This window comes from Novosphingobium sp. Chol11, from assembly GCF_945870625.1.
Classification (GTDB): domain Bacteria; phylum Pseudomonadota; class Alphaproteobacteria; order Sphingomonadales; family Sphingomonadaceae; genus Novosphingobium.
Genome location: NZ_CAMBTS010000095.1, coordinates 1 through 12467, shown reverse-complemented (window position 1 = coordinate 12467; position 12467 = coordinate 1). Strand labels below are relative to the sequence as shown.

Genomic DNA, 12467 nt, shown 5'->3' with positions numbered 1-12467 from the left:
CCCCCCAATCCCGTCACCCCACATACCCTGCCAGCGTCTCGCGCATCCGGCGGATGCGGATTTCCTGATAGTTGCCCAGCGTCTGGCCGGGTTTGCGGCTGGATTTGATGCCGCGGGTTTGCTGGCGCAAGTTTTCGACGTCCTGATCGTAGATGTAGCCGAGCCGCGCATCCATGCCGGGCGCTTCTATGAAGCGGTCTTCGGGGCCGAGGTACACTGTTTCGGGTGCGGCGGGGGCGTCCTGTCCTTCGGGCGTGGGTTTCAGGAAATAGAGATCGAAGATCGCTTCATCGACTTTGCCCGCCACCGGGCGGAAGCGGTAGACCATCGGGAAGGTGAGGCCGGGGAAGAAAAAGAAATTGGGAAAGCAGAAGTATTCGATCGAATCCATCATCTGGGTGGTCGAAACTGCGCTGAGGTCCACGCCCAATTGCTGCCCCATGGCGCCGCGCAAATGGTCCGCCCAAACATCGCGCGCGCGCTCGCCGGGCCGGAGCGAGAGGCCCGCCGCGCCCCCGCCGATCCCTTGCAGAATTTCCGCCTCGTTGCCTTCGCCCACCAGATGCGGGCTGCGAAAGCCGATGGTGTGGAGGAAGCGGGTGACGTTCTTGCCATAGACATCGTACTGGCAGTTCGCGTCGCCGGCAAAGGCCAGTCCTTCGGGATGCGTGGCGAGCACATGATACGCCTCCAGAAACGCCTCCGCCGCAATCTTCCAGTTCGCAGGCAGCACTTTCTGCACATGATAGGCGATGTGCCTGCGCTCCATCGGCAGCGGCAGATCGAGATCAGGGATGACTTCCAGGTAATCGCGCAAGGGTGAAGGCGCTTCGGCAAGGCTGATGAACACAAAGCCGCCCCACATATCGACATGAACCGCATCGAGCCCGAAGGCGGCCTTATCGGCATGCGGAAAATCCCAGCTGCACGGGATCGCCATCAGCTCGCCCTTGGTGTCCCAGGTCCAGTCATGAAACGGGAAGCGGATAACCGCCGCATGGCCGCGCGCCTCGCTCTTGGCCAATTGCATGCCGCGGTGCCGGCAGCTGTTGATGAAGGCTTTGACCCCGCCATCGTTCTGGCGGACGACCAATACGCTGGTATCGGCGATGTCGTAGACGATGAAGTCCTTAGGGCTTGGGATCTGCTCCAGCCGGCACGCCATCTGCCAGACCTTGGACCACATCCGCTCTTCCTCGCGCCGCGCATAGTCCGGGCTGAGATAGGCGTCGTAGCTTACATCGTCGCTGCCCATGAATTCATAGTGATCGGCCATGAACTCGCCCGGCGGAGCGGCGGCGTCGGCCATGACGATGTCGCGCGTGGATAACCCCGGGCAGCGCGCTTCGCCGGGCCCCAAAGTCTCGATGGTTTTGCCTGTCATAACGTGCGCAATCTTTCGCGCTGCGAGGTCAGATCATCGGCCCCGCGCGCGCCGCGCAGCGCCTGCGGCGTGGCCTTGAACCAGTCATCGCTGGCGGGCTGTTGCCAGCAGGTATCGTTAAGCTCGCTGCGGTGCGCGATCTTCCATACGCCACCCCGCCGCTCATAGCGATCGGCGTAGCGGCCCATCACCATGAAATCCATTTCCAGCCCGTCCTGGATAATGCGGTGGTAGGCCTGAAAATAGATCTCGCCGAAGGCCACATCGCCTTCGATATCGATCGCCATCTGGCCGAGCATGTGATGGTTGGCCAAATGGCTTGCCAGCAATTGCACGGCCAGCTCGCACAGGCCATGGCCGGAGCCGGTATAGAAACCCCGGTCATCGGTGGCATCGTCGTGATAGACCGATTTGAGCAAATCAAGGTCCAGCCGGTCGAGCCCGCGCATGTAGCGGACCGAAAGCTCGCTGATCTCGTGCCTGTCTACCAATGCGCGCAAAGCATCCGGTTGCATGGCTCTCTCCTGTGGCCGGGCGGTGCCCACCTGCTTCAGGTGTAGATCGGATCGCGGGCGTGCCGAACTGATCCGATTGATAGTGGGCAAGCAGGGACTAGACCAAACCACTGTCCTACACGCTCGCACACTGTCATAATCGGGCTGCGGCTCTTTGACATTGTCAGCAAAGCGCGCAGTGACGCAAAGTGTCACTCTGTCCGCTCTCAAACGCAAGCCTATGATCTGGAAGACTTAATCCTCTGAATCGAAAGTTGACACAGTGTCAACTCTGTCAACTTTTCGTCGCCTCGCGACCAAGACTTCGGTGCCCCCCACCACTGCGACCTAGCCCGCACCCTGCGCTGCCTGTGCGGCTAGAAACGCAGGCCGCGCTCTCAGCCGCTGCCAGTATTCAGCGATTTCGGGGCTGAACTTGTGGTCCAGCTTCAGGTCTTGTGCGAGGAGCAGCGCGAAGCCGGTGCACACGTCCGCCATCGTGAAGCGCCCGGCGCAGAGCCACTCGCGGTCGGCCAGGGCGCGGGTAAGATGGCGCAGGCGCGAGAGGAACCACTGGGTGTAATCATCGGCTGCTTGGGCCGCGCGGCGCTCCTCGGGTTCCAGCCGGGTGTAGCGCAGCACGATCGTTTGCGGGAAGGTCAGCGTCGCCTCGCTGCGGTGCATCCAATCGAGCCACAGGCCATAATCCGCCTCCTCCGTGCCAACCGCCAGCGGGGTTGGGCCATAGAGGGTTGCGAGATACTGCGGGATCGCGGCGGATTCGGTCATCCGGGTCTCGCCATCGATCAAGAGCGGGATGGTGCCGAGCGGGTTTTGCGCAAGGTATTCGGGGCTGAGCAGCCGCGGCGGGAAGGGCAGCATGTGGAGCGAATAGGGCAGCCCCAGCTCCTCCAGCGCCCAGAGCGCGCGGAACGAGCGGGCATTATGGCAGTGATAGAGCTCGATCATGGCAGGCGGCATCCCTCTGTTTTGCCACGATGGTGCCCGCCCGCGCCGCATTGCTCAAGGCCGAACTGGGCCAAGAGGGTGGCTTCTGCGCGGGGGCCGCGCCGTGTAGGGATGACGGCCACGCAATCTTGAGGCACTCGCATGTCACCGCAATCGCCCATGCCCGCCCCTGATGCCCGGCTACAGATCCGGGCGCTCAGCAAATCGGTGCCGGGCGGGCGGGTGCTGTTTTCAGGCCTCACGCTCGATGTCGCGCCGGGCGATCTGGTGGCGATCATGGGCGAATCCGGATCGGGCAAATCGACTCTGCTCAATCTGATCGCCGGGCTGGATCATCCCGACGGCGGCGAGGTCGTGATCGCGGGGACGCGGCTGGGCGGGCTGGACGAGCGCGGACTAACCGATTTGCGGCGGCGGCAGATCGGTTTTGTGTTTCAGGCGTTTCATATCCTTCCCTACCTCACGCTGCGGCGCAATGTGGCGCTGCCGCTGGCGATCGGCAAAACGGGCACGGCAGAGGCGCTGGCCCGCGCCGATGCGATGCTGGAGCAGGTCGGGCTGGGCGCGCGCGGGGATGATTATGCCCGCGATCTTTCGGGCGGCGAGATGCAGCGGGTGGCGATTGCGCGGGCGCTGATCCATGGCCCTGCGCTGATCCTGGCGGATGAGCCGACCGGCAATCTCGATCCCGAAACCGCCGCGCTGGTCTTGGCGCTGTTTGGCAAGGCTGCGCGCGAACGTGGCGCGGCGGGGGTGCTGGTTACGCATTCGGCGGCGGCGGCGGCGATTGCGGATCGCACGGTGTGGCTCACCCCATCGGGACTGGTCGCCGCCGATGGCTGACGCGGCGCTGCGCTGGATGATCGCGGGCGAGTGGCGCCAACATCCGGGGCGCATCGCTGTGGCTGCGCTGGCGATTGCCGTGGGCGTCGCGTTGGGCTTTGCGGTGCATCTGGTCAACGGCTCGGCGCTCGCCTCGTTCGGGCAGGCAATCCGCACGGTGAACGGCGCGGCCGATCTCCAGATCACCGCCACCAGCGCGCTGGGCATGGACGAGGCGCTTTATGGCCGGGTCGCTCTGGCGGCGGGGGTGGCAGACGCCAGCCCGGTGGTCATGCTCAAAGCGAAGTCGCCGAGCGGCGAGGCGATACCGGTGCTCGGCCTCGATGTGATCCGCGCGGCGAACGTGACGCCGACGACGATCGGCGTGAGCGCGAGCGGGCCGGGGACCGGGGCGACCGATCCCTTTGCGAGCGACGCGCTGTTCCTCTCGCGCGCGGCGCTGGCGGCGGCGCGGGTGCGGGTGGGCGATAGCCTGGCGATCACCGCGAACGGGCACACGCAGACGATGGTGGTGCGCGGGACTTTGCCGGCAGTGGCCGATGGGCAGCGGCTGGGGGCGATCGACATCGCGGCGTCGCAGAGCTTGTTCGGCCGGTTGGGGCGGATCGACCGGATCGATCTGAAGCTGGCGGACGGCGCGCAGCCTGGCGCGGCAAGGCTTGCGCTGGCGCGGCTGTTGCCGCCCGATGCGATCCTGAGCGACGGTGATGATCAGACGGCGCAGAGCGATGCGCTGTCGCGCGCTTACCGGGTGAACCTCGATATGCTGGCGCTCGTCGCGCTGCTGACGGGGAGCTTTCTGGTCTATGCGACACAGTCGCTCTCGGTCGCGCGGCGGCTTCAGGCCTTTGCGCTGCTGCGCACGTTGGGGATGCAGAAGCGCGCGCTAATCGCGCTGGTCGCGACCGAAGGTGCGCTGGCCGGGCTGGCCGGGTCGGTTCTGGGGCTGCTGCTGGGCTATGGTCTGGCGGCAGGCGCGATGGCGCTGCTTGGCGGGGATCTGGGCGGCGGCTACTTCGGCGATGCGCCTCCGCCGCTGATCTTTGCCCCGGGAGCCGCGCTCGCATTTTTCGCGCTGGGCATGGCGGCGGCGATTGGTGGCAGCGTTCTGCCCGCGCTGGACGGCGCCCGGGCGGCACCTGCGGTGGCGCTCAAGAATGCGGGCGATGCGCTCGATCCGCGCGCACGGCCGGGGCTCATGGTACCGCTGGTGCTGGCGGGGCTCGGGATCGGGGCGGCGCTGATGCCGGCGGCGGCGCGGCTGCCGCTGTTCGGCTATCTGGCCATTGCCTTGTTGCTCGCCGCCGGGATTGCTGCAATGCCGGGGGTCGCGCGGCTGCTGCTCGCGCCGCTGGCGCGGCGGCCGAGCGGCGCGTTTGCGTTCGATCTGGCGGTTCAGCATCTGCGCGGCACGCCGGGCGCGGCGGCGAGCGCGCTGAGCGGGATCGTGGCGAGCACCGCGCTGATGATCGCGATGGCGATCATGGTCACCAGCTTTCGCGGCGCGGTGGACGAATGGCTGGGTGATATCCTGAGCGGCGACCTTTATTTGCGCAGCGATCCGGGATCGGGCGGGTTTGACCCCGCGGCGCAAGGCGCACTGGCCCGCGTGAAAGGGGTCGAGCGGATCATGTTCAGCCGCACGGTGCCGCTGGTGCTGGCCGCCGATCAGCCGCCGATGCAATTGATCGCGCGCCCGGTCATGCCCGCGATGGAGGCGATGACCTTGATCGGCAGCGCGGTGCGGCCGCCACGCGGGGCGATCCCGGTGTGGCTGTCAGAGCCTGCCGCGCGGATATTGGGGCGCTCTGCGGGCCAAAGCGTGCGCCTGCCGCTCGGCCACGGCGAGCACTTTGCTGTCGCTGGGGTGTGGCGCGATTATGCGCGCCAGCAGGGGGCCATTGCCATCGAAAGCAGCGATTACGAGCGCATGAGCGGCGACTTAGCGCGCGATGCGGCGATGGTCGTGCTTGCGCCCGGGGCCAGCGCGGACAGCGTCAGCCGCGCGCTCATCGCAGCATCGCCGCCCGCGCTGCAGGGGCAGGTTCAGACCGCGCAGCCTGCCGTATTGCGCCGCTTTGCGCTGACACTGTTCGATCGCAGCTTTGCGATTACCTATCTGCTCGAGGCGGTCGCGATCATTGTCGGGCTGGCGGGCGTTGCCGCGACCACATCGGCGCAGGCGCTGGCGCGCACGCGCGAATTCGGCATGCTGCGCCATATCGGGGTCAGCCGGGGGCAGGTTCTGGCGATGCTGGGCAGCGAGGGCGCGCTGCTCGGGCTGGTGGGCAGCATGGCGGGGGTGCTGCTGGGCATCGCGATCAGCCAGGTGCTGATCCACGTCGTCAATCCGCAATCGTTCAACTGGACGATGAGCACGCGCTTTCCGCTGGGGTTGATGGCGTCGGTGATCGCCGCGCTGACTGTGGCGGCTTCGGCCACCGCGATGCTCGCCGGGCGGCGGGCGCTGTCGGTCGATGCAGTGCGCGCGGTAAGGGCGGACTGGTGAAGCGGGCGCACGCGATCATGGCGCTGGCGCTAATGGCCGCGACCTCTGCCGCGCCGCCGGTGGTTTATCCTGTGGTCTCGCCCGGGCGGACGTTCGCTTTTCCCGCAGATCATGGCGCGCATCCCGAATATCGCACCGAATGGTGGTATGTGACCGGCATCGTGGCAGGCGTCGACGGCAAGCGGCTGGGTTTTCAGGTCACGTTCTTCCGCTCACGCCTGCCGGTCGATCCCAACAATGCCAGCGCATTTGCGGCCAAACAGGTCCTGTTTGCGCATGTCGCGCTGTCTGATCCGGCGACCGGGCACATCCTGCATGACGAGCGCGCGGCGCGCGCGGGGTTTGGTCTGGCGGGCGCAAAAGTGGGTGATGCGGATATCACTATCCGCGATTGGCGGCTGGTCAGGCTGGCGGACGGGCAGTTCACCACGCGCATTGCCGCCAAGGGCTTTACGCTCGATCTGGCCTTCACGCCGAGCCAGCCGCCGCTGCTTGAAGGGCAGGGCGGGTATAGTCGCAAAGGCCCCAAGCCATCAGAGGCGAGCTATTACTATTCGCTGCCGCAAATGCGCGTTTCGGGCACGATCATGCGCGGCAAGGCGGGCGGATCAGTCAGCGGAAAGGCGTGGCTGGACCGAGAATGGTCATCGAGTTACCTTAATCCGGTGGCAGCGGGCTGGGATTGGACCGGGCTGAATTTCGATGACGGCAGCGCGCTGATGGCATTTCGCATCCGGCGGCGAGATGGATCGACGCTATGGGCCGGGGGTAGCTTTCGCCGCGCGGGCGGCGCGGTGGTGGTGCTGGCACCGGGCGATGTAAGCCTTGTGCCGATGCGCCGCTGGACCTCGCCGCGCACCGGCGCGACCTATCCCATCGCGCAAACGCTCACGATCCGCCTGCCCGAAGGCGTGCGCAGATTTGCGCTGACCCCGTTCATGGCGGATCAGGAACTGGACGCACGCCGCAGCGGCTTGCCGATTTATTGGGAAGGCGCGGTGACGACGCCGGGCGGCAGCGGCTATCTCGAACTTACCGGCTATGCCGCGCCGATGAAAATGTGATTGGGGGCAGCCTAAAGCATCGAGCGATAATCATGAAATAACCGAACCAAGACCCGCACATGCTGAGCTTGGCAAAGCATCGCAGAAGAACCGTTGCGCCAACACCCTTCGACAAGCTCAGGATGAGCGAGGCTAAGATGCAGGTTTTACGCACTCCTTTCTAAGAGGATTGCGCGGCGATCCATTCGTTCACGCGGCGCTCCAGAATCGAGAGCGGCAGCGTCCCTCCGGCGATCAGCAAATCGTGGAAGCCCCGGATATCGAATTTCGCGCCCAGCGCTGCTTGCGCCTTGGCGCGCAGCTCCTGAATCTTGAGCATGCCGATCTTGTAGCCGGTCGCTTGCCCCGGCAGGGTGATGTAGCGGCGCACTTCGGATCGGGCGGTTTCTGGCGGCTGGCGTCCGGTCTGGTTGAGGTAGGCGACTGCCTCCTCCTCGGTCCAGCCTTTGGCATGGATGCCGGTGTCCACCACTAACCGCGCCGCGCGAAACAGTTCTGCATCAAGCCGCATGAAATCGGCGGCGATATCGGGGAACGCGCCCATTTCCTTGCATAGTGCTTCGGAATAAAGCCCCCAGCCTTCGCCGAATGCGACATAGAAGCTTGCGGCCCGGAACTTCGGCGCGCCCTTTTGCCGCACCTGAATGTCGCCCTGCATGTTATGGCCCGGCACCGCTTCATGGCACATCAACGTGTAGAGCGCGGCGGGATCTTTGGGGGTGCCGACAAGGTGGACATAAGTGCGTGCGGGACGCGAACCGTCCGGGCTGGGCGCAGAGGCATGCGCGGCGCCGCCGGGGATTTCAGAGAACGCGGGTTCGCGCACCACTTCGATGCGATAGGCAGGCAGCATGCCGAAATAGCGCCCGAGCATCGAGCGGGTCTTGGCGACAAAGGCGTTGGCCGCCGCCAGATATTCGGTGCGCATGGCATCATCATAGGCGCGCAGCGGATAGAGCTGCACGCGCTGCGCATAAAAGGCCTCGCGGTCTTTCAGCCCAGCCTGCCGCGCCAGGGCATCCTGCGCGCCCTCGATGCGCGTCACTTCGGCGCGGCCGATGGCGTGGATCTGCTCGGCCGTGAGATCGGTGGTGGTGTTGAGCGTCAGCTCGTTCGCATAATACTGCGCGCCGCCGGCGAGCGAGATCGCGCCGACCCGGCCGCTGGGGGCAGCGGCGAGGTCAGCTTGCGCCCATGCGATCACGCGCTCATAAGCAGGTTTCAGCGCGAGAATGGCCTCGCGCGCTTGCGCCAGTCGGTTGTCCGCATCGGCTTGGGTCAGTTTGCCCTGCTGCACCAGCGCGGCGGTTTTGGTTTTGACATCAGCCCAGAGCGCGGCGTCCGGGCCGGGGCCGAAGGGGGCACCGCTGATCAGCTTCTCGCTGCTGGTGATGGTGTCTTCGTTCCGGAACTTCGGCGCACGAATGCCGGCGGCTTCGCCTGCCTTGGTGCGGGCGATGGCCTCGTCGAACACGGCGGGAATGCCGCGCAGGCGGGCGATGTAGTTGTCGAGATCGGCAGCGTCGGCCACGCTGTGGGTATTGATCAGGAAGTCGGGCAACTGGCTGTGCACCGAGTAGAGCTGCGAATAGAACGGCGGACGGAACTTGCGATCAGCGTTTGACAGCACTGCGCGCTCCGCCTGAAGCGCCCAGAGATCGAAACTGACTTGCGCGGCAGACGACAATCCGGCGCGATCGAATTGCGCGCGCGTGCGCTTCACGCTGTCTTGAAGCCACGCGGTCTGGGCCGCAGCGGCGGCATCGCTGATATCGTTCCAGCGGTCCCCGCCGTCCTTGATGCCGAGCCGGGTCGCCAGCTGCGGCTGCTGTTTGAGCCATTCGGCAAATTCGGCATCGAGAAACGCGGTGAGGCGGGCATCCTCGCTGTTTGTCGCGGCCTCATTCGGTGCCGATGCCTGCGCAGATGCGGCCTGGGCCGGAAGGAGCAGACCGATTGCAAGGGCGGCAAGGCTGGCACGCAGGGAATGGGGCATTGTTGGTCCTTGCTGGATGTTTCGCGCTTTGCGGGCACATATTCATCAAGAACAAGACCGAGCGGTGCGCCGCTGGATCCGAACCTCAGGACAGCAGGTTTTTTATGCCAAAACCATGCCGGGGAAAGTGGACGTTGACCGGCCCGGTGAGCGTGTGTTCGCGGCGGATCACGATGGTTGCGACGTCGCATTTCAGCAGCGTGCCGCGCGTGGGCATCACGCCATAATCGAGCGGGCCGACATCGACGAGGCTGCCGACCGAGATCTCCGGCATGTCGCTGCCATGCTCCACAGCCTCTGGCTCGGACGCTAGCGCGATAGCGAGCGCGTCCGGTCCTGATAGGTCATGCCAAGGCTTTTCGCCGTAGCTGCGCATTCTGGCGTGCCACGCGGCCACATGGGGATGGCGCTCCAGCCAATCGAGCATGCCGCCGCCAGCATGAATGAACCACAGCACATGATAGACCGAGAAATCGGCGATGCTCCAATCGGCACCGAACAGGTAGGCCCGGCCATCGGCCAGCTGCGCCTCCATCTCGCCGAGAAAGGTGGCGTAGCAGGCCACGGCTTCATCGACCGAGAAGCGCCGGACCACCGCCCCTTGGGCAAAATTGGCGCGGTCTTCGGCAAAGGCGGCGGCCGAGCCGGGCTCTGCAAAAAAGTTGCCCATGTTTTCGGGCAGGAATCGCAAAGTGACCGAGCACCAGAACAACTCGGTATCGACCCACCGCGCCAGGGTCTGCGCGGCGAGGCGGTGTGCCGCCGGGAAGAACGTCGGGCCGGTGCCCTTGTCATCCAGATAGGCGGCGATCAGCGCGGTGTCGCAATAGACATCCGCGCCCACCTGCATCACCGGCGTGCGCCGATAGCCGCCGGTCAAGGGGATCGTGTCGGGCCGCGGCATGATCATCGGGATGATCACCGAGCGCCAGGCCAGCCCCTTGGCATTGAGCATTGCGCGCGCTTTTTCCGAGAACAGCGACTCGGGATAGTGATGCAGGATGAGTTCGGTCATGGCGCTGCTCCTATGCCGCTGCCAGAGCGCCCTTGATCGCGCTGACCAGTTCGGCATCGTCCGCTGCCGTTGTCGGGGCAAACCGCGCAATAACTGCGCCGTCGCGGCCCACGAGGAACTTCTCGAAGTTCCAAAGCACTTCGGGATCGGGGTTCGGGGTCATGCCATAGCCGCGCAGCGTCTCGCGGAAGCTTTCCTTGTCGCCCTGCGCCAGCGGCACGGCGGCGGTCAGCGCTTGATAGAGCGGGTGCTTGTCCGCGCCGGTGACCGCGATCTTGGAAAACATTGGGAAATCGACGCCGAAAGTGGCGCTGCAGAACGCGGCGATTTCTTCATCGGTGCCCGGCTCCTGCGCGCCGAAATCATTGGCGGGAAAGCCCAGCACGACAAAACCCTGATCGCGATATTCTGAGTACAGCTTTTCCAGTCCATCATACTGCGGGGTCAGGCCGCACTTGGAGGCGACATTGACCACTAGCGCCACTTTGCCGGCGTAGTCCGCCAGCGAGGCGTCTTTGGCGTCGATGGTTTTGAGGGGGATGGATTGCATCGTGGTGGTCATTGGGGCTCTCCGGGATGGTTGCACCCTATGCTAGCGTTTTATCCCCGAGGTACAAACGTCTTTTGCTTGGCGAAAAGGCAGATACCGCGCGCGGAGGGAAGCGCGTGCGCAAACCCGGTTGGCGAACGCGGCCTGACGTGACAGAGAGTTGTGATGAAGCTTTCGACCGTATCCACGCTTGCGCAACTTGCCGAACTCGCCGGGGTATCTGTGGCGACCGTTTCGCGCTCGCTCGCGGGCAATACGGTGATCGCGGAGGCGACGCGCAGCCGGATCGTGGCGCTGGCGCAGGAGCATGGTTTTCAGGTCAATCAGGCGGCGCGCAACTTGCGTCTGCGGCGCACCGGCGCAATCGGCGTGGTGCTGCCGCTGGGCCACGAGGCGGACCAGACATTGTCCGATCCTTTTTTCATGAGCCTGCTGGGGCCGCTGGCCGATGCGATTGCGGGTCGCGGGCATGATCTGCTGCTCTCGCGGGTGATCCCCACCGACGATCGCTGGCTCGACCGGATCGTCGATGCGGGGCGGGTGGACGGCGTGGTGCTGATCGGCCAATCGAACCAGATCGAGGTGATCGAACGCGTGGCGCAGCGCTATCGCCCGATGATCGTGTGGGGCGCAGACCAGCCCGGATCGGAACAGATCACGGTCGGTTCGGACAACGTGGCGGGCGGCAGAATGGCGGCAGAGCATTTGCTGGCGCAGGGGCGCAAGCGGCTGGCCTTCTTCGGCAATGTCGAGGTGCCGGAGTTTGCGGCGCGCTTTGCCGGTTTCTCGCAGGCGCTGGGTGCCGCCGGGCACGGCGCGGGAACCTTGCTGCCGCTGCATCTCACCAGCGAAAGCTCCTACGGCGCGATCGAGGCCTACCTCGGCAAGAATCCGCCGCCCGATGGCATCGTGGCCGCGTCGGACGTGATCGCGATGAGCGCGCTGCGGGCGCTGGCGGTGCATGGCAAGCGGGTGCCGCAGGATGTGGGCGTGATCGGCTACGACGACGTGATGGTCGCCAGCCACACCACCCCGCCGCTGACCACGATCCGGCAGGATGTGGCACGCGGGGCCGAGATGATGATCCAGATGCTGTTCAGCCGGATGGAAGGCGGCGAGGTCGCCTCAGTTTCGATGATGCCTGAGCTAATTTTGCGGGGGTCGGCTTAGGTTTGGGGGTTTTGTTTGTGAGCGCGAGGAGGGGGTGACTGGGAATGGCGGTTAGCGGACGGCCTATCGCATTGACCTATTTCTGAACCGATGGGTTTGCCCCGATCAATCGCTCGCAAACATCTGCTGGGCTGCTGTTGTAGCCAGTCGCTCGCTTGCCATACCAATTCAGTCCCACAAACAAACCATCGCCTTCAAAACCGGGAAGCCAATTCTCGATGAACTCGGCCAAACTCAGCTCGAAAGGCTCGAAGTTCGAATAGGCTTTGACACCTTCAATAATCTTCTCTGCGCGGCTCTTTTTCGACCAGAACGGCATCGCAATTTCACCAGAAGCACTGGTGGACGTCGGAAACCCAGCCAAGTCGCGGATCGCCCAAACCGATCCGCCCTCGGTGACTTCGGCAAAAAAGATCTCCGCGTTTGATGCTGAAAGGCTCATGCATAAGTTTGAGCGGGGATCTGGAACGTCC

Annotated in this window: 11 protein-coding genes; 4 read left to right on the top strand and 7 right to left on the bottom strand. The window is 64.9% G+C overall.

From position 1 onward, the window contains the following. Nucleotides 1-13: 13 nt before the first annotated feature. From Q0O40_RS13010 to Q0O40_RS13000, 3 genes are all read right to left on the bottom strand, one after another. Complete coding sequence (locus Q0O40_RS13010; RefSeq protein ID WP_295530563.1) at nucleotides 14-1384, bottom strand: aromatic ring-hydroxylating dioxygenase subunit alpha; 1371 nt, start codon at nucleotides 1382-1384, stop codon at nucleotides 14-16. Then, nucleotides 1381-1899 (bottom strand): nuclear transport factor 2 family protein, encoded by a 519-nt coding sequence (locus tag Q0O40_RS13005; protein ID WP_295530560.1) that lies wholly within the window; start codon nucleotides 1897-1899, stop codon nucleotides 1381-1383. Before Q0O40_RS13005 ends, Q0O40_RS13010 begins: the two co-directional genes overlap by 4 nt. A gap of 327 nt (nucleotides 1900-2226) precedes the next feature. After that, complete coding sequence (locus tag Q0O40_RS13000; protein ID WP_295530557.1) at nucleotides 2227-2847, bottom strand: glutathione S-transferase family protein; 621 nt, start codon at nucleotides 2845-2847, stop codon at nucleotides 2227-2229. Between the two features lie 159 nt (nucleotides 2848-3006). Between Q0O40_RS13000 and Q0O40_RS12995 the strand changes: the two genes are divergently transcribed. The 3 genes from Q0O40_RS12995 to Q0O40_RS12985 are packed head-to-tail and all read left to right on the top strand — an operon-like array spanning nucleotide 3007 to nucleotide 7263. Beyond that, the gene (locus Q0O40_RS12995; protein WP_295530554.1) at nucleotides 3007-3690 is read left to right on the top strand and encodes an ABC transporter ATP-binding protein; all 684 of its coding nucleotides are present in this window, start codon (nucleotides 3007-3009) and stop codon (nucleotides 3688-3690) included. Continuing rightward, complete coding sequence (locus tag Q0O40_RS12990; RefSeq protein WP_295530552.1) at nucleotides 3683-6199, top strand: ABC transporter permease; 2517 nt, start codon at nucleotides 3683-3685, stop codon at nucleotides 6197-6199. The genes Q0O40_RS12995 and Q0O40_RS12990 overlap by 8 nt, the downstream gene beginning before the upstream one ends. Continuing rightward, the gene (locus tag Q0O40_RS12985) at nucleotides 6196-7263 is read left to right on the top strand and encodes a lipocalin-like domain-containing protein (protein ID WP_295530547.1); all 1068 of its coding nucleotides are present in this window, start codon (nucleotides 6196-6198) and stop codon (nucleotides 7261-7263) included. The genes Q0O40_RS12990 and Q0O40_RS12985 overlap by 4 nt, the downstream gene beginning before the upstream one ends. A gap of 160 nt (nucleotides 7264-7423) precedes the next feature. Here Q0O40_RS12985 and Q0O40_RS12980 read toward each other — a convergent pair whose 3' ends face one another. The 3 genes from Q0O40_RS12980 to Q0O40_RS12970 all read right to left on the bottom strand — a co-directional run bounded on the left by Q0O40_RS12980 (nucleotide 7424) and on the right by Q0O40_RS12970 (nucleotide 10836). Further along, the gene (locus Q0O40_RS12980) at nucleotides 7424-9259 is read right to left on the bottom strand and encodes a DUF885 family protein (protein ID WP_295530544.1); all 1836 of its coding nucleotides are present in this window, start codon (nucleotides 9257-9259) and stop codon (nucleotides 7424-7426) included. Between the two features lie 85 nt (nucleotides 9260-9344). After that, nucleotides 9345-10274, bottom strand: coding sequence for a glutathione S-transferase family protein (locus Q0O40_RS12975; protein WP_295530541.1), 930 nt, complete (start codon nucleotides 10272-10274; stop codon nucleotides 9345-9347). A 10-nt stretch (nucleotides 10275-10284) separates the two neighbouring features. Then, nucleotides 10285-10836 carry a glutathione peroxidase gene (locus Q0O40_RS12970; protein WP_295530538.1) on the bottom strand — a complete coding sequence of 184 codons (552 nt, stop codon included), beginning with the start codon at nucleotides 10834-10836 and terminating at the stop codon, nucleotides 10285-10287. Between the two features lie 153 nt (nucleotides 10837-10989). Here Q0O40_RS12970 and Q0O40_RS12965 point away from each other — a divergent pair, with 153 nt between their 5' ends. Next, nucleotides 10990-11994, top strand: a complete 1005-nt coding sequence (locus Q0O40_RS12965) for a LacI family DNA-binding transcriptional regulator (protein WP_295530535.1) — start codon at nucleotides 10990-10992, stop codon at nucleotides 11992-11994. Nucleotides 11995-12070: 76 nt separating this feature from the next. Here Q0O40_RS12965 and Q0O40_RS12960 read toward each other — a convergent pair. Next, the coding region (locus Q0O40_RS12960; RefSeq protein ID WP_295530533.1) for a DUF2750 domain-containing protein at nucleotides 12071-12467 on the bottom strand (397 nt) is incomplete at its 5' end.